Source organism: Janthinobacterium sp. 1_2014MBL_MicDiv, assembly GCF_001865675.1.
GTDB lineage: Bacteria > Pseudomonadota > Gammaproteobacteria > Burkholderiales > Burkholderiaceae_D > Janthinobacterium.
In genome coordinates, this window is the sequence record NZ_CP011319.1 from 5,257,793 (window position 1) to 5,279,393 (window position 21,601).

The 21,601-nt window shown below is 61.9% G+C and carries 25 protein-coding genes; 7 read left to right on the plus strand and 18 right to left on the minus strand.

Going from position 1 to position 21,601, the window contains the following annotated elements; all coding sequences use genetic code 11:
- Positions 1-11: 11 nt before the first annotated feature.
- Positions 12-1,004, plus strand: a complete 993-nt coding sequence (locus YQ44_RS29160; RefSeq protein WP_156894955.1) for a zinc ribbon domain-containing protein — start codon at positions 12-14, stop codon at positions 1,002-1,004.
- Between the two features lie 91 nt (positions 1,005-1,095).
- Here the strand turns inward: YQ44_RS29160 and YQ44_RS22680 are convergent, their stop codons facing one another.
- The 5 genes from YQ44_RS22680 to YQ44_RS22700 all read right to left on the minus strand — a co-directional run bounded on the left by YQ44_RS22680 (position 1,096) and on the right by YQ44_RS22700 (position 4,704).
- Positions 1,096-1,314: a proteolipid membrane potential modulator gene (locus YQ44_RS22680; RefSeq protein WP_071325316.1), complete on the minus strand. Its 219-nt coding sequence runs from the start codon at positions 1,312-1,314 to the stop codon at positions 1,096-1,098.
- Between the two features lie 80 nt (positions 1,315-1,394).
- Positions 1,395-1,976 (minus strand): TerD family protein, encoded by a 582-nt coding sequence (locus YQ44_RS22685; protein ID WP_034784902.1) that lies wholly within the window; start codon positions 1,974-1,976, stop codon positions 1,395-1,397.
- Positions 1,977-2,010: 34 nt separating this feature from the next.
- Positions 2,011-2,706: a TIGR00266 family protein gene (locus YQ44_RS22690; protein ID WP_071325317.1), complete on the minus strand. Its 696-nt coding sequence runs from the start codon at positions 2,704-2,706 to the stop codon at positions 2,011-2,013.
- A 191-nt stretch (positions 2,707-2,897) separates the two neighbouring features.
- Positions 2,898-3,473: a TerD family protein gene (locus YQ44_RS22695; protein WP_071325318.1), complete on the minus strand. Its 576-nt coding sequence runs from the start codon at positions 3,471-3,473 to the stop codon at positions 2,898-2,900.
- A 151-nt stretch (positions 3,474-3,624) separates the two neighbouring features.
- Entirely contained in the window at positions 3,625-4,704 is a 1,080-nt protein-coding gene (locus tag YQ44_RS22700) for a DUF475 domain-containing protein (protein WP_071325319.1), read from the minus strand.
- A gap of 115 nt (positions 4,705-4,819) precedes the next feature.
- On the opposite strand from YQ44_RS22700, the gene nhaR reads away from it, so the two are divergent.
- From nhaR to YQ44_RS22715, 3 genes are all read left to right on the plus strand, one after another.
- Entirely contained in the window at positions 4,820-5,734 is a 915-nt protein-coding gene (gene nhaR, locus YQ44_RS22705) for a transcriptional activator NhaR (protein WP_071325320.1), read from the plus strand.
- A 122-nt stretch (positions 5,735-5,856) separates the two neighbouring features.
- Entirely contained in the window at positions 5,857-7,191 is a 1,335-nt protein-coding gene (locus YQ44_RS22710) for an MFS transporter (RefSeq protein ID WP_071325321.1), read from the plus strand.
- 117 nt (positions 7,192-7,308) lie between these two features.
- Positions 7,309-8,649 (plus strand): hemolysin family protein, encoded by a 1,341-nt coding sequence (locus YQ44_RS22715; RefSeq protein ID WP_071326699.1) that lies wholly within the window; start codon positions 7,309-7,311, stop codon positions 8,647-8,649.
- Here YQ44_RS22715 and YQ44_RS22720 read toward each other — a convergent pair whose 3' ends face one another.
- The 6 genes from YQ44_RS22720 to YQ44_RS22745 are packed head-to-tail and all read right to left on the minus strand — an operon-like array spanning position 8,650 to position 13,765.
- A complete protein-coding gene (locus tag YQ44_RS22720; protein ID WP_071325322.1) occupies positions 8,650-9,726 on the minus strand; it encodes an AI-2E family transporter in 1,077 nt (358 codons plus the stop codon).
- A 43-nt stretch (positions 9,727-9,769) separates the two neighbouring features.
- Entirely contained in the window at positions 9,770-10,363 is a 594-nt protein-coding gene (locus tag YQ44_RS22725) for an SCO family protein (RefSeq protein WP_071325323.1), read from the minus strand.
- Entirely contained in the window at positions 10,360-11,259 is a 900-nt protein-coding gene (cyoE, locus tag YQ44_RS22730) for a heme o synthase (RefSeq protein WP_071325324.1), read from the minus strand. The genes YQ44_RS22725 and cyoE overlap by 4 nt, the downstream gene beginning before the upstream one ends.
- On the minus strand, positions 11,260-12,429 hold the full coding sequence (locus tag YQ44_RS22735) for a COX15/CtaA family protein (RefSeq protein WP_071326700.1): 1,170 nt from the start codon (positions 12,427-12,429) through the stop codon (positions 11,260-11,262).
- An 18-nt stretch (positions 12,430-12,447) separates the two neighbouring features.
- Positions 12,448-13,035: an SCO family protein gene (locus tag YQ44_RS22740; RefSeq protein WP_071325325.1), complete on the minus strand. Its 588-nt coding sequence runs from the start codon at positions 13,033-13,035 to the stop codon at positions 12,448-12,450.
- Between the two features lie 16 nt (positions 13,036-13,051).
- A complete protein-coding gene (locus YQ44_RS22745; protein WP_335589237.1) occupies positions 13,052-13,765 on the minus strand; it encodes an SURF1 family protein in 714 nt (237 codons plus the stop codon).
- Positions 13,766-13,843: 78 nt separating this feature from the next.
- Here YQ44_RS22745 and YQ44_RS22750 point away from each other — a divergent pair, with 78 nt between their 5' ends.
- Entirely contained in the window at positions 13,844-14,044 is a 201-nt protein-coding gene (locus tag YQ44_RS22750) for a twin transmembrane helix small protein (RefSeq protein ID WP_034748996.1), read from the plus strand.
- A 122-nt stretch (positions 14,045-14,166) separates the two neighbouring features.
- Here YQ44_RS22750 and YQ44_RS22755 read toward each other — a convergent pair whose 3' ends face one another.
- The 7 genes from YQ44_RS22755 to YQ44_RS22780 form a co-directional block, all read right to left on the minus strand.
- A complete protein-coding gene (locus tag YQ44_RS22755; protein WP_071325327.1) occupies positions 14,167-15,027 on the minus strand; it encodes a cytochrome c oxidase subunit 3 in 861 nt (286 codons plus the stop codon).
- 56 nt (positions 15,028-15,083) lie between these two features.
- Positions 15,084-15,290, minus strand: a complete 207-nt coding sequence (locus YQ44_RS22760; protein WP_071325328.1) for a DUF2970 domain-containing protein — start codon at positions 15,288-15,290, stop codon at positions 15,084-15,086.
- A gap of 9 nt (positions 15,291-15,299) precedes the next feature.
- Positions 15,300-15,872: a cytochrome c oxidase assembly protein gene (locus YQ44_RS22765; protein WP_083412010.1), complete on the minus strand. Its 573-nt coding sequence runs from the start codon at positions 15,870-15,872 to the stop codon at positions 15,300-15,302.
- A 1-nt stretch (position 15,873) separates the two neighbouring features.
- Complete coding sequence (locus YQ44_RS29605; RefSeq protein ID WP_232250973.1) at positions 15,874-15,990, minus strand: cytochrome oxidase small assembly protein; 117 nt, start codon at positions 15,988-15,990, stop codon at positions 15,874-15,876.
- 55 nt (positions 15,991-16,045) lie between these two features.
- Positions 16,046-17,650, minus strand: coding sequence for a cytochrome c oxidase subunit I (ctaD, locus tag YQ44_RS22770; protein ID WP_071325329.1), 1,605 nt, complete (start codon positions 17,648-17,650; stop codon positions 16,046-16,048).
- Between the two features lie 13 nt (positions 17,651-17,663).
- Positions 17,664-18,872: a cytochrome c oxidase subunit II gene (coxB, locus tag YQ44_RS22775; protein WP_071325330.1), complete on the minus strand. Its 1,209-nt coding sequence runs from the start codon at positions 18,870-18,872 to the stop codon at positions 17,664-17,666.
- A gap of 465 nt (positions 18,873-19,337) precedes the next feature.
- Entirely contained in the window at positions 19,338-20,234 is an 897-nt protein-coding gene (locus YQ44_RS22780; protein WP_071325331.1) for a methyltransferase domain-containing protein, read from the minus strand.
- An 84-nt stretch (positions 20,235-20,318) separates the two neighbouring features.
- Between YQ44_RS22780 and YQ44_RS22785 the strand changes: the two genes are divergently transcribed.
- Together YQ44_RS22785 and trmL are read left to right on the plus strand one after the other, a co-directional pair.
- A complete protein-coding gene (locus YQ44_RS22785) occupies positions 20,319-21,068 on the plus strand; it encodes a ComF family protein (RefSeq protein WP_071325332.1) in 750 nt (249 codons plus the stop codon).
- A gap of 50 nt (positions 21,069-21,118) precedes the next feature.
- Positions 21,119-21,589 carry a tRNA (uridine(34)/cytosine(34)/5-carboxymethylaminomethyluridine(34)-2'-O)-methyltransferase TrmL gene (trmL, locus tag YQ44_RS22790; RefSeq protein WP_071325333.1) on the plus strand — a complete coding sequence of 157 codons (471 nt, stop codon included), beginning with the start codon at positions 21,119-21,121 and terminating at the stop codon, positions 21,587-21,589.
- Positions 21,590-21,601: the final 12 nt, after the last annotated feature.

A 21,601-nucleotide genomic window follows, 5' to 3' on the forward strand; every position in this document is an offset into this window, starting at 1 on the left:
AAAGGATCAACATGTTTTGTAGTGCATGCGGTACAAAGAGCAATGACGATAACGCGCAGTTCTGCACCGGCTGCGGTGTCGCCTTCCCTGCCGGCGCTGTCCAGCCTGCGGCGGCATCGCCCGCCATCGCGGACACCTTGCCAGATGGCATCAAGGGCTGGAGCTGGGGCGCGTTCCTGCTGAACTGGATCTGGGCCGTGGGCAATCGCACCTGGATCGGCCTGCTGGCGCTGATTCCCTATGTCGGCCTCGGCGTGGCCATCTGGCTGGGCATCAAGGGCCGCGAAATGGCCTGGAAAAACGGGCAATGGCAAAGCGTCGACCATTTCAACCGCGTACAGAAAAAGTGGTCGCAGTGGGGCGTGGGCATCCTGCTTGCCAGCTGCGTCATCGGTCTGCTGATCGGCGTCGGCGCCGCGATGTACGAGAGCCGCAGCCACAGTGCCGGGGACGACCAGCTGAACGCGGAAATGGCGGCCATTCTTGCCGGCACCAACGATAGCCAGGCAAGCAGCATGACGACGGCGGCGCTGCCTGCGGCCCGCACGGAAAGCGGCTCCCTGGACAGCAATGCGGATGCGCTGCCAATGCCACTGGATACCGTGGCCGGCACGCTGTCGAAGGTGGAACTGCAGAATGGTCAGAACGGCGTCGCCCTCAATGAGCAGCTGCTGTTCAGCGGTGATGATGCGCACTGGCAAAAACCCGTACGCGTGTTCAAGCTGCCCGACCAGCGCGAATACATCCTGATGGCCAGCAGCGGCGGCCGTGGCAACAGCTGCGAAACCCTGTTCTACTTCCTGATCGCCGACCGTTCCGGCGTGCGGGCCACGCCGGAATTCGGCACCTGCTCGCCCCAGGGCACGTACACGCAAGACGGCGGCAAGGTCACGCTGACGCTGCCCATGATGGGCGGACACTCGACAATCGTGTTCGACGGCAACACCGTGAGGGAAGACGGCAAGGTGGTGGACCTGGTGGATAGCAACGATCCCTCCCAATAAGGGAGCAAGCGGCGCAGTGCGCCGCATAAGAAAAAGCCCGCACGATCGCTCGTGCGGGCTTTAGCGCAAGGATACCCGGCGCCCGGTTGACCTAGATCAACCGACTACGCCTGCGCATGTAGCTGCGGCTTAACGCACCCTCCAGTTCCTGCTCCGTTTTATGCTGGTTGACCGTGTACAGGGCCCACAGGGCCGCCGGCACCCAGCCGATCACAGTGCACTGCAAGATCAAGGCGGCGACGCCGGCCAGCGGGCGCCCCAGCATGAAAAACGTGAGACACGGCAGTAGCAGGGCTATCAGCAATCGCATCACGACATACTCTCCTTCAATAAAGAGCAGCGGACAAGGGCCGGTATCCGGTCCGTCCCCCGCCCGCTGCGTACTGCTCCTTATAGATGCACGGAAATCTGGGGCATCAGGTCGTCAAACGTGCGACCGTTGCCGTTTTCTCCGATGGCGTGCATCTTCCATTCGCCGTTATGGCGGTACAGCTTGGCCATGATCTGTGCCGTGTGGGAACCTTGCACAGACAGGTTGAAACGCGCGACTTCCTGGTTATTGCTGGCATTCAAGATGCGGCAATAGGCGTTTTCCACCTGCGAGAAGTTCTGGCCCGTAAAGCTGTTGACGGTGAAGACCAGGCTTTTCACGTTCGCCGGCACTTTCGACAGATCGACATTGATCTGTTCGTCGTCGCCATCGCCCGCGCCCGTGCGGTTGTCGCCCGTGTGGACGATGCTGCCGTCCTTGCTTTTCAGCTGGCGGAACCAGACGATGTCGGACGTGCTCTTGTTTTCATCGAACATGACGCACGAGGCGTCCAGGTCGACGGCTTCCGTCTTCGAACCGAAACCGAGGAAACCCTTGGTCTTGGCCGCATCCCAGCCCAGGCCCATGGTGATACGGGTCAGGGTGGTACCAGCTTCTTTGTCCAGAGAAATCTTCTGGCCCTTGCTCAAATTGACAGACATACGCATAGCTCCTGTTGGGTTAGTTACTGCTTGATTACGCCGGCTTGCTTTGGGTCCAGGCGAGGAAGGCCGCGCGGTTGCGCGAGCACACGAGGATTTTTCCCGTGCCTGAAAACTTCAATACCATGCCCTCGCCGCTGGTCTGGCTGTTGATCAGGTTACCCAGAAAGCCGCCGCTGCTGCCGGTCGTCATGGAAATCTCGTATTGCAGGCGGTTGTCCCAGCACACGACGTGCGAGTTATCGATCACCACGTCCTTGCCAGGCGTCACTTCCAGTTCCGACATCGCGCCAAAACCGGAGACCGCCAACTGGCCGCTGCCTGCCGTCTCGGTGATGAAAAATCCACCGCTCTGGGCAAACAGCGCATTGCCAAGGCTTTGCGTACGCACCTTCAATTCCACGCCAGCACTGGCCGCCACGAAGGCGCCGTCGCTGATCATGTATTGTTGGGCGCCCACCTCGAGCACCCGCATCGCGCCGGGCAAGGTGGGCGACAGCAAACAGTCGCCATCGCCGCGCAAAGCCTCGATATGCTGCTGAAAGAACGATTCGCCGTTGGCAAAGGTGCGCATCAGCGCGGCGCCGATGCCGCCAGTCATCTTGCCTTTCAGCTCAAGATTGGTTTCCATCATCACCATCGCGTCGGATTCGCAATAAATCTTCTCGCCCTTGGCAAGCGACACATGCAGGAAGGGATCGACGTCCCCGGTAATATTGAAAACTGGCATATCTATTCCTTCCTCAACGAGATAATGATGGGGCGGCCCACTGAGCGGGCCGCTGTGACTACAAAATCATGGTGCCGCACAAAACCATGGCAAGCGGATGTGATTTGTGGCTGAGAAGCAGCGCTGTAGTTGAGTACAGCGCGCATCGCCGGCCGCAAGGCGCACCGCGCAGCAGGTTTGGTGTGGCGACCTTACACGCCGACGCCGAACGAGGCTGCCAGGGGGCCCAGGCCGCCCTTGTAGCCCTGGCCGATGGCCTTGAATTTCCAATCGGCGCCGTTGCGGTAGATTTCACCGAAGACCATGGCCGTTTCCGCGGAACCGTCTTCCGACAGGTCGAAGCGGGCGATTTCCGTGTTGCCGTTGGCATTGACGCAACGCACATACGCCTTCGATACCATACCAAAGTTTTGCTTGCGCGCTTCGGCATCGTGAATCGTCACGCAGACGGCGATCTTGTCGATCTCGGCTGGCACCGTGGCCAGGTCGACGACGACGGTTTCATCGTCGCCATCGCCGGCGCCCGTGGTGTTGTCGCCCGAGTGGGTGACGGAACCGTCGCTCGATTTCAGGTTGTTGTAGAAAATCATGTCGACGTCGGCGCGTACCTTGCCGTCGGCCTTCAACAGGAAGACGGAACCGTCGATGTCGAACGCGGCGCCGTCGGTGGCGCGGGCATCCCAGCCCAGGCCGATGATCATCTTCGAAATGCCGGGAGCTTCCTTGCTCAGGTTGACGTTGCCGCCTTTTTGCAGACTGATTGCCATGATGTATTTCTCCTATGTGAAATAAAAGTCCAGCGAATAATTGCTCACTACTTGCTAACACCTGGCGCCCCCTCCGGCCCGACTCCCCGGACCAAAGGCGGCGCTTGCTGCATCACGCTGGCAAACGGGTGTGGCGTTTGCCGCGTATTCCTTACACTGCCTTCGCTTCGAGCGCAGGCTGCTTGTCGTCCTCGCCTTCCAGCAAGGCCATGCGGCGCTTGTAGCGGATCGACGACCACAGCGAGGCGAGAATGAAGGCCACCCCGATCAGACCCGTGAAGATCTCGGGAATGTGGAACTTCATGCTGACCAACATGATCACGGCCAGGATACCGATCGCATAGTGCGCGCCGTGCTCCAGATAAACGAACTCATCGAGCGTGCCCTTGCGCACCAGGAACACCGTCATCGAGCGCACGAACATCGCGCCGATGGCCAGGCCCAGCATGATGATCACGACATCCTTGGTGATGGCGAACGCGCCGATCACGCCGTCAAAGCTGAACGAGGCATCGAGCACTTCCAGGTACAGGAAGCCGCCAATACCGCCGCGCTTGACGATGTCGCCCACGTTGCCGTCGCCGTTATCGCCTTCCAGCAAGCCGCTGACCACATCGACGCCCACGTAGGTCAAAATACCCCACAGGCCGGCCGTCAAGACCACCAGTTTCTGGCCTTCTTCGATCATGCTCAGGCTGGCCATCAGGGTGCCCAGGGCCACCATCACGGAAATCGACGAGATCTTGCCCAGCGCGCCCAGTTTCTCTTCAATACGGCCCAGCCAGTGCGTTTCCTTCTCCGCGTCCAGCAGGAAGTTCAGGAACACCAGCAGCAGGAAGATGCCGCCGAAGGCCGCCACTTCCGCATGGTGATTCGTCAGGTGCATCGAATACTGTTCAGGATTGCTCAGTGCCAGATTCCATACTTCCATCAGCCCCAGGTCGGCCGCTTGCGCCACGATGACCAGCGGGAACACCAGACGCATGCCGAAGACGGCGATGATGATGCCGACGCCCAGGAACAGTCCTTGCCAGAACTTGTCCCAATTCTTCAGCACCGAGGCGTTGACCACCGCGTTGTCGAACGACAGCGAGACTTCCATCACGCCCAGGATCACCGCGATACCGAGCGCCGCCAGCATGGTCTGCACGCCGCCGTGCGTGTAACCCCACCAGGCGGAAATACCCAGGCAGATAAATGTCACTAGAAATGACACTCTGAAATGTTTCATCGATAGTTCCCCTTTATGCAAATTCAATGGAACGTAGTATAGGGACGTATGAACTATTTAAAAATAGAAGATAATGGAAGTATTACTTCGTAAAAACAGAAGATTGGAGGTCGCGATGAAAACTACCGGTTTCAATTACCGCCATTTGTATTTCTTTTGGGTCGTTGCCAAGGAAGGCGGCGTGACGCGCGCGGCTGAACGCCTCGGCCTGGCCGTGCAAACCATCAGCACCCAGCTGGCGCTGCTGGAAAAGGAACTGGGTCGCTCGCTGCTGCAGCCGCAGGGACGGCGCCTGGTGCCGACGGAGGCGGGCCGCCTGGCGCTCGGCTATGCGGACCAGATCTTCCTGCTGGGCGAGCAGATGCAGGATGCGCTGGCCGATGCCGACGTCGACAAGATGCGTTTGACGGTGGGCATTTCCGACTCGCTGCCGAAACTGATGGCCTACCGCATGCTCGACGCCACGCGCAGCCTGGACCAGCCCGTCAAGCTGGTGTGCCTGGAAGATGAATTCGAATCCCTGCTGGCCGACCTGGCCCTGCACAAGCTGGACCTGGTCTTGACGGACCGCGCCGTGCCGGCCGGCGCCAGCCTGCGCGTCTCCAGCCACCTGTGGGGCGAAAGCGCGATGAAGCTGTTCGGCGTGCCGGCGCTGGCCGAGCGCTACCGCGACGGCTTCCCGCAGCGCCTGACGGGCGCGCCCTTCCTGCTGCCGGCGCGCAATAACGCCTTGCGCGGCCGCATCGACGAGTGGATGGTGCAGCAGGGCGTGCGCCCCGACGTGGTGGGCGAATTCGAGGATAACGCCATGCTCAACGCGTTCGGCCGCAAGGGCCTGGGCCTGTTCTTCGCCCCGGCCAGCCTGGCGGCCGATATCGAGGAGCAGTTCGGCGCCGTGCTGGTCGGTGACGCCTCGTCCTTGCGCGAGCAGTTCTATGTGATTTCCAACGAACGCAAGATCATGCACCCGGCGCTCGACGTGATCCTGGCCGCCATCCAGGGTCATCCGAAAATTCACAAGGAAACCTGATAAATCCATTCGAAAATAACGTTTGAATAATCAATCAAAAGCGATTGTAATGAGACCTGAGACAGACATGCGCCCGCCGCCCTGCGGCAAGGCGCGATCACCATAAGAACAGGAGCGGCACCATGTCCACGGCAGGCAAGACGATCGATATTCCCGATCTCATCAATAACAACAGGATCGGCTCCTTTCAGATCGGCATGCTGATCCTGTGCGGGCTGTGCGTCATCATGGATGGCTTCGACGTGCAGGCGATGGGCTACGTGGCGCCCGCCATCATCGCCGACTGGCATGTGAGCAAGGCCAACCTCGGTCCCGTGTTTGGCGCCGGCTTGCTGGGCATGCTGGTGGGCTCGCTCGTCTTCAGCATCACGGCCGACAAGTTCGGTCGCCGCCCCGTGCTGATCGGCTCGACCATCTTCTTCTCGCTGTGCATGCTGGTCACGCCGCTGGCCACCACCATCGAGCAATTGCAGCTGATACGCTTCATTACCGGCCTGGGTCTGGGCGCCGTGATGCCGAACGCCATGGCGCTGGCCGGCGAATACAGCCCGCTGCGCAAGAAAGTCACCCTGATGATGCTGGTCTCGTGCGGCTTTACCCTGGGCGCCGTGCTCGGTGGCCTGCTGTCGGCCGCGCTGATTCCCGCGTTTGGCTGGCAATCCGTGTTTTACGTGGGCGGCGTCGTGCCACTGCTCATCGGCGTGCTGATGTTCTTCCTGCTGCCGGAATCGATGCAATTCCTGGTGCTGAAAAAACGCAAGCTGGATAAAGTCGCCAGGTGGCTCAAGCGCATCGCCCCCACCGTCACCATCACGGCCGAGACGCAATACGTCGTGCACGAGAAAGAACACAAGGGCGCGCCCGTGCTGCAATTGTTTACGGGCGGCCGCGCGAAGATGACGATTTTGTTGTGGGTCATCAACTTCATGAACTTGCTGAACCTGTATTTCCTGTCGAACTGGCTGCCGACGATCGCCAGGGAGGCGGGCCTGTCGACGGCCAACGCCGTGCTGGCCGGCACAGCCCTGCAAGTGGGCGGCACCATCGGCACCCTCGTCATGGGCCAGCTGATCGACCGCTCCAGCTTCCGCCGCATCCTGCTGCCGTGCTTTTTGGTCGCCGCCGTCGCCATCGCCCTGATCGGCCGTCCCGACGTCTCGCTGGCCTTCCTGTTCATCACGATCTTCATCGCCGGCTTTTGCGTGGTGGGCGGCCAGCCGGCCGTCAACGCCCTGGCGGCCAGCTACTACCCGACCACCCTGCGCTCGACGGGCATCGGCTGGAGCCTGGGCGTGGGCCGCATCGGCTCCATCATCGGCCCCGTGCTCGGTGGCGAGCTGATACGCCTGAACTGGCCCAACAGCACGATTTTCCTCGTCGTCGCCATCCCCGCCATCGTTTCTGCCATCATGGTCTTTGCCATGCGCGGCGGGCCGCAAACGGCCGCCCAGGGCTGACCAGGGCTGGCAAAGCGCGCCGCGCGCCCGCTTTCACGGCGCGCGCGCGGCAAAATTAGGCTATGGCGCCCTTCGTCGTTTAAGATGACGTTTTTACAGCCCATCTTCAGCGCCCCCATGCACAATGTCTTGCTAGTCCTGCTCGCCCTCTTCCTGGTCGCGCTGAACGGTTTTTTTGTTGCCGCCGAGTTTGGCATCGTCACATTGCGGCGCACGCGCATCCGCGCCATCGCCAAGACACAGGGACTGCGGGGCCGCATCCTGTCCAAGGTGCATGGCCAGCTCGACGCCTACCTGTCCGCCTGCCAGCTCGGCATCACGCTGGCGTCGCTGGGCCTGGGCTGGGTCGGCGAACCGGCGTTTGCCGGCCTGCTGGAACCGCTGTTCGGCGCCATCGGCGTCACGTCGCAAGAGCTGATCCACGGCGTCTCGTTCGTCGTCGCCTTCAGCGTCATTTCCTTCCTGCACATCGTCGTGGGCGAACTGGCGCCGAAGTCGATGGCCATCCGCAATCCGGAAGCCGTCGGCCTGTGGAGCGCCATCCCCCTCTACGGTTTCTACTGGACCATGTACCCGGCCATCTACCTGCTCAACGCCAGCGCCAACTGGGTGCTGCGCATGGCCGGCCTGTCCGGCAAGGGCGGCCACGACGCCCACTACTCGTCCGAGGAACTGAAACTGATCCTGCGCACCAGCCAGCCCGGCGAGAAATTCACGCGCGACGAGCGCAACATCCTGGCGCAGTCGCTCGATTTCGAACAGATGACGGTGTCGGACCTGATGCGCCCGATCAATGAAGTGATCGCCCTGCACGCCTCGAGCACGCTGGAAGAAAACCTCGACACGGTGCTGCGCAACCGCTTCAGCCGCTATCCGTATTTCGACGTCAACGAAGACGACGTGCTGGGCGTGGTGCACCTGAAGGATTTGTTTTTCGCGCAGCAGGCGGGCAAGCCCATCACCTCGCTGACGCCGTTTTTGCGCCCCGTCGACATTATTTCCGCGCGCACGCCGGCGCTGGAACTGTTCCGCCGCTTCCGCGACGGCGCGCCGCACTTCGCCCTGATCGGCGAAAAGGGCAAGCGCCCGCTGGGTTTCATCACGCTCGACAACCTGCTGGGCGCCATGGTCGGCGAAATCCGCGACGAATTCCGCCGCAATGAAAACGACTGGCTCAAGCAGAGCGACGGCACCCTGATCGGCAAGGCCAGCCTGCCCATCTTTTCGCTCGAACGCATCCTCGGCATCGATATCGAAAACGAGGAACTGGGGCTGGACGACGTGGAATCGGTGGGCGGCTTGATCATGGTCAAGCTGGGCGACATCCCGAAACAGGGCCAGCGCATCACCTTTGTCGACTTCGACATCGTCGTCAAGAAGATGAACGGGCCGCGCATCGTGCTCATCAAGGTGATCCCGAAGCAGGAACGCGATCTCGACGCTGACCTCAGGGACTGATTATTTTTTCAGCGTAATCTTATCTTTGCCCTGCGGCACGGTGGTTTCGCCCACGGTCCACGTCTGCAGCAGGCTGTACAACACCGCCAGCAAGGTCGGCCCGATGAAGATGCCGACGAAGCCGAAGGCCAGCACGCCGCCCAGCACACCGAGCAGCACCAGCAGGAAGGGCAGGCTGCTGCCGCGGCTGATCAGCATGGGTTTGACGACATTGTCCACGCCGCTGATCAGCACGGCGCCCCACACCAGCATGAAGATGCCCCAGCCCGTCTGGCCGTCGTTGAACAGCCAGATGGCGGCGCCGCCCCAGATCAGGGGCGGGCCGACGGGGATCAGCGAAAAGATGAAGGTGGCCACGCCCAGGAGCGCGACGGCCGGCACGCCGGCGATCAAAAAGCCCACCACGGCCACCAGCGCCTGCGCCAGCGCCGTGCCCAGCAAGCCATACATGACGCCGCGCACGGTGCGGCTGACGGTCAGGCCGACGCCGGGCGCGCTGTCGCCGATGATGCGGCCCGCGCCCGTCATCAGGGCGCGGCTCAGCTGCTGGCCGTCGCGGTAGAGGAAGAAGCTGACGAACACGGCCAGGCTGGTCTGCGCCAGGCCCGTGCCCAGCAGGATGCCGCCCGAGGCGAGGAAATGGCGCGCCGGTTCCAGCATGGTCTTGCCCAAATTTAAGAGTTCCTCGCGGTCGGCGAGCAGGCGTTCCACGTAGCCAGCGATGGTTTCGCCCACCACGGGGATGCTGGCCAGCCAGGCCGGCGGATGCAGGCCGCCCGTTTCCAGCGCCGCGCGCAACTGTTCATAGATGCGCGACACATTGTCGGCCAGGTTGTAGGTGACGAGGGCCAGCGGCAGGACGATGACCAGCACCAGCGACAGGGTCATGATGGCGGCCGCCAGGTTGCGCCGGCCTTTCAGGCGTTCGAGCAGCAGCAGGTACAGGGGCCAGCTGGAGATGCCCACGCAGGCGGCAAACAGCATGGCGGCCAGGAAAGGCCGCAAGACGAAGAAGCAGCCGATCAGGAGGAAGATGAAGGCCGCCAGGCGGGCGTAAGGCTCGAAACGTTTGTCCATGTACCGCTAATCCTGAAGATGGCGCCTGAACGGCGCGACCGGATCAGGATAGCAGAAGTTTAAGATCGTGCGCGATGGCGGCAGGCTTCTCGCCGTGGCGCACGAACAGGCGGATCTTGCCTTCGCGGTCGAACACATAAGTGCCGGCCGTGTGGTCGACCGTATAGCTGTCGTCCGTCTCGCCCTCGACCTTGGCGTAATACACCTTGAATTCCTTGGCGACCTTGGCCGTCGCCGCCGCGTCGCCATACAGGCCCACGAAGCGCTTGTCGAAGGCCGGCACATATTCGGCCAGCAAGGCCTGCTTGTCGCGCTCGGGGTCGACGGTGACGAACAGCACTTGCACCTGGTCCGCCTGCGGGCCCATTTCCTGCATCACCTGGGCCATGTCGGCCATGGTGGTGGGACAGACATCCGGGCATTGCGTGTAGCCGAAGAACATCAGCACCAGCTTGCCCTTGTAGTCGGCCAGGGTGCGCGGGTGGCCCGTATGGTCCGTCAAGGCGAACTCGCGCGCATAGCCGAGGCCCGTCACGTCCGTGTTCTTGAATTCCAGCTTGGTCGCGGCCGGTTTGCCGCAGCCGGCCAGGGCGACGGCCAGCGCGGCCGCCAACAACAGGGTCAGGTATTTTTTCATGTGCCGAAGGGAAGGTAGTGGTCGACCAGCAGCGCCACGAACAGCAGCGCCAGGTAAATGATGGAATACGTAAACGCCTTGCGCGCGATCAAGTCCGTGTAGTGGCGGTACATCTTCCACGCGTAATACAGGAAGCCGGCGTTCAGCACGACGGCAGAGGCCAGGTAGATCAGCCCGCTCATGCGCACGGCATACGGCAGCAAGGTGGTGGCGGCCAGCGCGATCGAATACAGCCAGACGTGGAATTGCGTGAATTTCAAGCCGTGCGTGACGGGCAGCATGGGCAGGCCCGAGCGCGCGTAATCGTCGCGGCGGTACATGGCCAGCGCCCAGAAGTGCGGCGGCGTCCAGACAAAGATGATCAGCACCAGCAGCCACGCCTGCATCGGCACGTCGTTGGCGACGGCGGCCCAGCCCAGCGCGGGCGGCATGGCGCCGGACAGGCCGCCGATGACGATATTTTGCGGCGTGGCCGGTTTCAGCACCATGGTGTAGATCAAGGCATAGCCGACAAACGTGACAAAGGTCAGCCACATGGTCAGCGGATTGACGAGGTGGTACAGGATCGCCATGCCGAGGCCGCCGATCACCAGCGCGAACACCACCGTCTGTTTTACCGTGATGTCGCCCATGGCCATCGGGCGGCGCGCCGTGCGGGCCATGCGCGCATCGATTTCGCGCTCGGCCAGGCAGTTGACGGCAAAGGCGGCACCGGCCAGCAGCCAGATGCCGATGGTGCCGAACACCACCGCATGCCAGTCAGGCAATTCCTCGCTGGCCAGGAACATGCCGATGACGGCGCAAAACACGGCCAGCTGCGTCACGCGGGGCTTGGTCAGCGCCCAATACTGGGCGATGCGGGGGGATGGTTTACGGCTGATGGTCTGAGTAGTCATTTATGCGATACGGGAAGTACTGGCTGGTGCCGAGGGCACTGTCGCGGAGGCGGAAGCGGAAGTCCGCGCAACATCGAGTTGGAATTTAGCCTTGTAGTTTAACATGGTCAGCAACAACACGAGCAGCGCCGCCCCGCCGTTATGCAGGACGGCAATCGACAATGGCCAGCTCAGGTAAATCGTCGCCAGGCCCGTGGCCGCCTGCAGGAGCAGCACCACGGCGACCCAGCGCGCCGTGCCGCGCAGCGACGGCAGGCGCCAGGCCCGCCACACCGTATAGCCGATGCCGGCCAGCACGATGAAGGCGAAGTTGCGGTGCACCCAGTGGATGGCCGTCAGCGCGGAAAACGGCAGGTAGTGGCCGGCGGCCGTCTTGCCCAGCTCGCGCCACAAATGGAAACCATGCTCGAAATCCATCTCCGGAATGACTTTCCCGCCGCACAGGGGGAAATCCGTGCAGGCCAGCGTGGCGTAGTTGGTGCTCACCCAGCCGCCCAGCGCGATCTGCACGGTCAGGAGCACGAGCGACACGATGGCCAGCGCGCGCACGGGGCGCAGCACGGACGCATCCGCATCGGCGCGCAGCAAGGGTTGCACGGCGTAATCCTGGCGTCCGCCCAGCCACGTCAGCATGGCCAGCAAGCCCATGCCGAGCAGCAAATGGATGGTGACGATCACCGGCTGCAGCTTCAGGGTGACGGTCCAGGCGCCGAACGCGCCCTGCAGGCACACAAACAGGAATAGCGCCGTCGGCAGCGCCGGGGCGAATTCCGCGCGCCGGCTCTTCCTCCACTGGCGCCATGCCTGCACCATCATCGCCACGATCAGCACGCCGATGGCCATGGCCAGGTAGCGGTGCGTCATCTCGATCCACGCTTTCACCACCGTCACGGGGCCCGTCGGCATCAGGGTTTCCGCGGCCACGATGTGCTCGTGCGCGAGGAAGGGATTGGCAGAACCATAACAGCCGGGCCAGTCGGGACAGCCGAGGCCGGAATCGGACAGGCGCGTGAAGCCGCCAAACATGATCAGGTCGACCGTCAAAAAGACGGCGATCCACACAAGCTTGCGGTATTTATTCGCGTCCGCGGATACCCAGACCATGGTCAAGGGCAACAGCGCCACCAGCAGACCCGTCAAGCCCAGCTGGGCCAGCGCGGAAAGATGCATCGTCGGCATGGATACCCCTCAACCGATCGCCGAAGCTTTGAGCAGCTTGGCGATGTCTTTCTTGATCTTGTTCGGGTCCGCGTCCTTCGGGAAGCGCATCATCAGGTTGCCCAGCGGGTCGATCAGATACAGGTGATCGCTGCTCTTGCCGCCCGGTTCCACCGGCAGCCACGCTTTCAGCGCGTCGCCATTCACGCGCAGCATGCTGGTGCCGTCGAATTCGCGCATCACCAGCGTGTCGAGCGGCTGCGCATCCGTCACCAGCCAGACGCGCTCGAGGCGCTCGCGTTCCTTGCCCTGCATGAGGCGCAGTTGTTGCATGTCAAACAATTGCTTCTTGCACGCTTCCTGGCAATCGGCTGGCCCCGTTTGCAGCATCACCCACTTGCCCTTGAACTGGGCCAGCGGCGCGTCCTTGCCATCGAGTTCCGTCACGTGCAATTGCGCCTCGGGTATCGGGTACAGGCGCGGGTCGATCAGGGCGCCATAGTTGTTGCGGCCCGACGGCTTGATGATGTAGTAGGTGAAATACGAGGCGATGATGGGAAACGCGCACACGGCCACCACGGCCAGCAGTTTCCACCGTCCTTGTGTCTGTTTGCTCATGCTGTCTTGGTTTGTTTCAGGGCTGTTTGTTTGCACGTCGAAATCCTGTAAAGACAAAAAATAAAAAAGCCATCAGTGCCAGGGCGAGCCACTGGAATGCATAGCCGCGGTGCTTGTCGGCGCCCAGGTCGGGCGCCGGCCAGTCGCGCACGGGAAGCTGGCTGGACGCTGGCGCCGCTGTCGGATCAACTGGGTTAACTGTCTGTTCGAGGATCAATGGCTGCAGGGCCAGGCCGCTGGCCTGCGCCAGCTGGCCGATATCGGCATTTTGCACGATGGCATGCGGCGCCAGCGGCGGCGGCGTGCCCAGTTCCATCACATGGCCCGCGTTCAGGCGCGCGATGCCGGTGATGGTGAGCGTGCCCGCAGGCGTGCTGTAATCGGGGATACGCGTGCGCTCGGCATTGTTGCGCGGCAACCAGCCCTGCGCCACCAGCACGTGCATGGTCGAACCGTCGAGCTGGAATGGCGTGAGCACGTGGAAGCCGGCCTGGCCCTTGTACGGGCGGTTGTCCAGGTACACCGTCCAGGCGGGCACGAAGCGGCCCGTGACGGTGATTCTGCGATATTCGATGGCTTGCGCATCGGACGGCAGCAGGGGCGCGGCGCTCAAGGCCAGGGGCGCGGCCAGGTTGCCCGCTTCCAGCCGGGCGGCGCGGGCGATTTTCTCGTCGGCGCGGCGCTGCTGCCATTGCGCCAGCGATAGCCCCAGCGCCACCAGTAGCAGCATTACAACAAATGGAATCCATCTAAAATGGAAGCGGATACGCATTACAATGAAACCTCCTCAAGCCTGGCGCTACCATCCATGAAAATCCTCGTTGCCATCGCCTTCATCCTGATCCTGGGCAGCCTGGGCTCGGCCCTGTTCTTCTTGATGCGCGACAAGGGCAAGAGCAACCGCACCGTGCAGGCGCTGGCCCTGCGCGTGGGGCTGTCGATCACCCTGTTCCTGCTGATCCTGCTGGCGCACAAGCTCGGCTATATCCAGCCGACGGGCATCCATTAGGCTAGGCATTGCCTGATTGGCAAAATCTTCAAACTATGAAAAAAGCCGTACCCGGGATCTCCCGGTACGGCTTTTTTCATGGTGACGGCGCGCCCCTCAATAGCGCGCGCCCTGCCCCGCCATTATAACCAATACACGACCACGTACAGGCCCAGCCAGACGACGTCGACAAAGTGCCAGTACCAGGCGGCGCCTTCGAAGCCGAAGTGGTGCTCGGGCGTGAAGTGGCCTTTCAGCACGCGGTACAGGATAACGGACAGCATGATGGCGCCCAGGGTCACGTGGAAGCCGTGGAAACCCGTCAGCATGAAGAAGGTGGCGCCGTAGATGCCGGACGTCAGCTTCAAGTTCAGTTCGCTGTAGGCATGGATGTATTCGTAGACCTGGAAGCCCATGAAGATGGCGCCCAGCAAGATCGTGGCGAACAGGAACAGGGCCGTCATGCCGCGGTGGCCGGCGCGCAGCGCGTGGTGCGAGATGGTCAGGGTCACGCCCGACAGCAGCAGCAGGGCCGTGTTAATGGTCGGAATCCAGAACGGCGTCATGGTGGTGAATTCCTGCACCGTGCCGGCCGGGCCCGTATTGCCCCAGTGGGCGGCGAAGTCGGGCCAGATGAATTTGTGGTCGAGGTCGGCCAGCCAGGGCATCGAGATGCTGCGCGCATAGAACAGGGCGCCGAAGAAGGCGGCGAAGAACATGACTTCCGAGAAGATGAACCAGCTCATGCTCCAGCGGAAGGAGTGGTCGATGCGTTCGCTGTACAGGCCCTGCTCCGACTCGCTGATGGCGTCGCCGAACCAGAAATACAGCACCAGCAGGATGCCGGCCAGGCCCAGGTAATTCACATACGGGCCCCAGGAGACGTCGTTGACCCAGGCCGAGGCGCCGATCATGGTCAGCAGCAGGCTGGCGCCGCCCAGCATGGGCCAGCGCGAAGGCCCCGGCACAAAGTAATAGGGTACGGCGGCGTGGTTGGAACTCATCATCATCTCCTCAAAAACTTGTAGGGTGGTTTTTATACGTTATAGATGTTGCGAAATCATGAGACAGCGAATTTAACGATGGTAAGCAGGACGCCGATCAGGCAAGCCACCACGAGGAAGCCGGCGATGACGATATGCACGGGATTGAGCTTGAGCGAATCCGTATCGAAATCGCTCTTGCGGCGCAAACCCGTAAACGACCAGATGACGGCCCGCAGCGAGTAGAAGAACGACGCTTTTTCAGGTTTTGCTGGCTCAGCCATGGCACTCTCCTATTGCACGGCCGGCGTTTGAGCCTGGCTCAGACCGGCAATCTCGAAAAACGTGTACGACAGGGTGATGGTCTTCACCTCTTTCGGCAGGGCCGGATCGAGGAAGAACACCACCGGCATCTGCCGCGCCTCGTGCGGCTTCAAGGTCTGCTGCTTGAAGCAGAAGCACTCGACTTTCTTGAAATGTGGCGTCGCGCTCTGCGGCGCGTAGCTGGGGATGGCTTGCGCATTGACGATGCGGTTCTGCGTGTTGACCACTTCATACATGACCGTCACCAGTTCGCCCGGATGCACCTGCATGCTCGAAACGACGGGGCGGAAGCGCCACGGCCCCTGCGCATTGCCGTCGAACTCGACGGTGATGCTGCGCGTCGTGTCGACCTGCGTATTGTTGTCGTAGGCCACCGTGCCATCTTTTTGCGTCAGCACATTGATGCCCATCACTTCGCAAATCTGCTTGTAGACGGGAATCAGCGCATAGCCAAAGCCGAACATCAGGATGGCAATGACGATCAGCTTGCCCAGCATCTTGCGGTTCAGGCCGCGCGTTTCCTGTTGCACCGGGGTCGTCACGTCAGAACCACAGGCGCTTGGCGAACACGGACAGGAAGAAGAAGGCCGCCAGGCCCCCCAGTATCAGTCCGGTGCGCAGGTTGTTCGGTTTTTTACGCTCAGTTTTCACTTCGGTCATGGCAGGCACTCTATTCAAGGCGGGCCGGAGGACACCCCGGCCCGTGACACTGGCATTACTTCACTGTGGGCGGCGTCTCGAACGTGTGGAATGGCGCCGGGCTCGGCACGGTCCATTCCAGGCCTTCCGCGCCTTCCCATGGTTTCGCCGGGGCAGCCTTGCCGCCGCGAATGGTCGGGATCACGACGAACACGAGGAAGTACACTTGCATCAGGCCAAAACCGAAGCCGCCGATCGAAGCGATCATATTAAAATCCGTGAACTGCGCCGGATAATCGGCGTAGCGGCGCGGCATGCCGGCCAGGCCCAGGAAGTGCATCGGGAAGAAGGTGACGTTGAACGTGATCAGCGACAGCCAGAAGTGGATCTTGCCGCGCGTCTCGTTGTACATATGGCCCGTCCATTTCGGCGACCAGTAGTAGAAGCCGGCGAACAGGGCGAACAGGGAACCGGCCACCAGCACGTAGTGGAAGTGCGCCACCACATAATAGGTATCCTGCAGCTGGATGTCGATCGGCGTCACGGCCAGGATCAGGCCCGTGAAGCCGCCCATGGTAAACACGAAGATGAAGCCCACCGAGAACAGCATCGGCGTCTCGAACGTCATGGAACCCTTCCACATGGTGGCGATCCAGTTGAACACTTTCACGCCCGTCGGCACGGCGATCAGCATGGTCGCGTACATGAAGAACAGCTGGCTGGTGACCGGCATACCGGTGGTAAACATGTGATGCGCCCAGACGATGAACGACAGGATGGCGATCGAGGCCGTGGCGTACACCATCGACGCATAGCCGAACAGCGGCTTGCGGGCAAACGCGGGCAGGATCTGCGAGACGATGCCGAAGGCCGGCAAGATCATGATGTAGACCTCGGGGTGGCCGAAGAACCAGAAGATGTGCTGGTACATGACGGGGTCGCCGCCGCCTGCCGCATTAAAGAAGGACGTGCCGAAATGGCGGTCCGTCAGGGTCATGGTTATGGCGCCAGCCAGCACCGGCATGACGGCGATCAACAGATACGCGGTAATCAGCCAGGTCCAGCAGAACATCGGCATTTTCATCAGGGTCATGCCCGGCGCGCGCATGTTGAGGATGGTGACGATGATGTTGATCGAGCCCATGATGGACGAGGCGCCCATCAGGTGCATGGCGAAAATGGCCATGTCCATGCCAGGGCCCATCTGCGTCGACAGCGGCGCATACAGGGTCCAGCCGGCAGCCGTGGCGCCGCCCGGCACGAGGAAGGACGTGGCCAGCAGGATGGCGGCCGGCGGCAGCAGCCAGAACGAGAAGTTGTTCATGCGCGCAAACGCCATGTCGGAAGCGCCCACCTGCAGCGGGATCATCCAGTTGGCGTAGCCGACGAAGGCCGGCATGATGGCGCCAAACACCATCACCAGGCCGTGCATGGTGGTCAGCTGGTTGAAGAATTCAGGGTGAAAGAATTGCAAGCCGGGATGAAACAGTTCCGTACGGATCATCAGGGCCAGCACGCCGCCCGACAGCAGCATGATGAACGAGAACCACAGGTACAGGGTCCCGATATCCTTGTGATTGGTGGCAAACAGCCAGCGGCGCAAGCCGGTGGGGTGATCGTGGGCATGGTCGTGATCGTGACCGGCGTGGTCCAAGGTGCTAGTGCTCGTGCTAGTACTCATATGCGGCTCCTAATTACTTGCGTGCAGCCACGATTTCGGCTGGTTGAACGATGTTCTCTTCGGCCTTGTTCGACCAGGAATTGCGCGTGTAAGTGATCACTGCGGCGATTTCCGTGTCGGACAGCTGTTTCCAGGCGGGCATTTCCGCCGGATACTTGCCGCTCTTTTGCCCGTTCAGCAAGACGTGTATCTGTTCCGCCTTCGGACCGTTCACCACGGCCGAGCCGTCGAGCGGCGCGAATGCACCCGGCACGCCCTTGCCCGTCGCCTGATGGCAGACCACGCAGTTGGCCGCATACACTTTCTCGCCCTTGACCTTCAATTCGTCGATGGTCCATACCTTGCTTGGATCATCGGCCAGTGCGGCCATTTCCTTTTGTTTCACATCAACCCAGGCCTTGTAATCGTCGGCCGAGACGACCTTGACGACGATGGGCATGAACGCATGTTCCTTGCCGCACAGTTCGGCGCAATTGCCGCGGAAGGTGCCGATATGGTCGGACTTGAACCAGGTGTCGCGCACGAAGCCGGGAATCGCATCCTGCTTCACGCCAAAGGCGGGCACGGACCAGGCGTGGATGACGTCGTTGGCCGTCAGCACCATGCGGATCTTCTTGTTGACCGGCACCACGACTTCATTGTCGACTTCGATCAGGTAGTTTTCGCCGCGTTTTTCCGTCGGCGGCACGCCCGGCGCGCCCACTTGCGCGCGCGGCGTGGCCAGGTTGGAAAGGAAGGAAATGCCTTCTCCCTCGCCTTTCAGGTAATCGTAGCCCCATTTCCACTGCATGCCGGTAGCCTTGATCGTGATGTCGGCGTTCGACGTATCCTTCATGCCGACCACGGTGCGCGTGGCGGGCAGGGCCATGCCGATGACGATCAGGAAAGGCACGACGGTCCAGGCGATCTCGACGGTGGTGCTTTCGTGGAAGGTGGCCGGCTTGTGGCCCAGGGACTTGCGATGCTTGAAGATGGAGTAAAACATGACGCCGAACACGGCCACGAAGATCACCAGGCAGATGATCATCATCCAGGTGTGCAAATCGTAGATTTCATGGGCGATCTGTGTCGCCGGCGGTTGCAGATTCATTTCGAACGGCACGGGACCACCGGTGCCTGGATAGGTGCCGGCAGCTGGTGCCGCCGTGGCCCATCGCCCGATGCCAAACGCTGTCAGCGACAGCCCGAGCAGCAACGATTGAAGTCGCTTTGCATGTTTCATGTTTTCCCCAACCACCCAAAAATAATGATATTTTAAACGGCTGCGGACTTCTCCGTACTGGACCGCTGCCGCTCCTCCATGAAAGCAACACGGCCAAAACATGGCCCTGCGCCTCAAGCACCAGCGAATTCCATGCTGACTGTCCTGTCAAAAACGACGGCGGACAAGCATGCTGGAATCCTGTTTTTCTTCCCCGCCATTAAATGGCCCTGCGTGGAAGATGGTTACTATACTAATGCAGTAACTTCAATTAAGTCTTGCTTTGTTTTTTTTATTTTGTATGCAGCCCTTGTTTTTTAAGCTTAGCAAGCTGACAAACAATCAACGATTATAATCAAGTAAACTTGAATCCATCAAGCAATAATCGGCATCGTGCGCACCCCTGGCCCCGTCGCCGCGCGCTTTGCAACGGTTGCCGCAACAGCGGCATGCCGATGGCGACCAAGTGTCGGTTTCTTTCGGCTTTTATTTGGGTTTTCTGGGCAGGTCGAAACGGATGATGGCTTCCCCATTGCGCGTCACGCGCGGCGCCGGACGGAAGGCGTGGCCGTAGATCACCTCGAAACTCAGGCCCAGCTTGCCGTCGGGACGGCGCATCTTTTCCAGCGCGGCCAGCATGCGCTGCCAGGCCGCCTTGCCCATCAGGCCACGCCGGCGCGTCGTCAGCGGGTTGCCGCCAAACGCGCGCACGTCGGCCAGCAGCTTTTCCGGCGTGTCGTAGGTGACGGTGATGATCTCCATGTCCAGCACGGGCGTGGAAAAACCTGTCTCGACGAGCATGTCGCCAAAGTCGTGCATGTCGACGAAGGGCAAGGCATGCGGATACAGGTCAGCCTCGGCAAAGGCGTCGCGCACTTCGCGGAAGGTGTCGGGCCCAAAGCACGAAAACATCAGCAAGCCGTCGAGGCGCAGCGCGCGGCGCCATTCGGCAAACACGCGGTCGGGCTGGGCATGCCAGTGCAGCGCCAGGTTCGACCACACGAGGTCGACGCTGCCCTGCGCCAGCGGCAAGTCGCCGAGGTCGCCGCACAGCAAGTCCACGCCCGCCTTGGCCGGCAAGAGCTTGCTGAGGAACTGGTTCAGGCTGGCCAGTTTCGACGCCGGCGCGCGCGCCGCCTGCATCATCGCTTGCGCTGCATCGAGACCGATAATCTGCGCGGCGGGATAATCCTTGTGCAACTGCGCCAGATCCGCGCCGGGGCCGCAGCCGGCGTCGAGCACGCGCAAGGGGGCGATCTTCACCAGCTCCAGGCGCTCGTGCATGCGCGTTGATACTTCGCGGCGCAGGAAGTCCGACGGCGCGACGCGCGCCGGACGGGAAAAGAAATCGCGTACTTGCACCGCATCGATGGGCGCACTCATTTTGGGCGGACTGGTGGGAACTGGCATGTTGAATCGGGTGAGGTGAGATAATGTCGGCAGTGTACATGGAACGACGCCATCGCGATGCGGAACGCCGCCAGGTCCAGCCTTGATGCCGCATGGCAGGCGCTCAAGCTGCGGCTGGGCGCCTGCCTGCTGCCGGCGCAGTGCGCGCTGTGCGGCATGGGCTGCGCGGAAGTGCTGTGCCCGCCCTGCCGCGCGCAGTACCTGGGACAGCTGCGGCCGCGCTGCCGCCTATGCGCCAATCCGCTCGATGACGCGGCAAAGCTGTGCGGACGCTGCCTGCGCCAGCGGCCCGCGTATGACGCCACGATCACGGCGTTTGATTATGCGGCGCCCGTCGACCAGTTGCTGCTGCAGCTGAAATTCGGTGCGCGCCTGGCGCTGGCGCCCCTGCTTGCGCAATTGCTATATGTAGCCATACAGCAACAGTCTGACTGGGAGCGGCCGCAACTGCTGTGTCCCGTGCCGCTCGGCCCTGCCCGCCTGGCCGAGCGGGGTTTCAACCAGGCGCTGGAAATCGCCCGTCCGCTGGCGCGCCTGCTGCAGCTGCCCTTGCAGCCTCGGCTGGCGCTGCGGCTGCGCGAAACACGGGCGCAAAGCGGCGTCGCGCCGCAGGAACGGCAAGCCAACCTGGCCCATGCGTTTGCCATCGCGCCGGACTATGTGGCGCTATTGCAAGGATGCCATGTCGGCATCGTCGACGACGTCATGAGCAGCGGCCATACCGTCAACGCGCTGGCGGCCGCCTGCAAGGGCGCAGGGGCAGGAAAAGTCAGCATCCTGGCCGTGGCGCGCACGCCGCCGCGCTGAAGCCGCTGAAGCACCGATTGGATAGTAGATAGGTTAACAAGGAGAGTATTTTGTTTCACGTCGTTTTGGTAGAACCTGAAATCCCGCCCAATACGGGCAACGTCATCCGTTTGTGCGCGAACACGGGCGCGCAGCTGCACCTGGTCGAGCCGCTGGGCTTTCCCCTCAACGATTCCAAGATGAAGCGCGCCGGCCTCGATTACCACGACTACGCCAGCATGAAGGTGCACAAGAACTGGGCAGCGTTCCTGGCCGACACCCAGCCCGACCCGGCCCGCATGTTCGCCATGACGACGCGCGGCTCGCGCCCGTTCGGCGAGGTGGCCTTTTTACCTGGCGACGTGTTTGTGTTCGGTTCGGAGACGAAAGGCCTGGATCCAGCCCTGCGCGACGGCTTCCCGGCGGAGCAGCGCATCCGCCTGCCCATGCGCCCCGACAACCGCAGCCTGAACCTGTCGAATACGGTGGCCGTCGTCGTCTATGAAGCGTGGCGCCAGCATGGCTACGCCGGCGGCGCGTAGGTCGGATTAGGC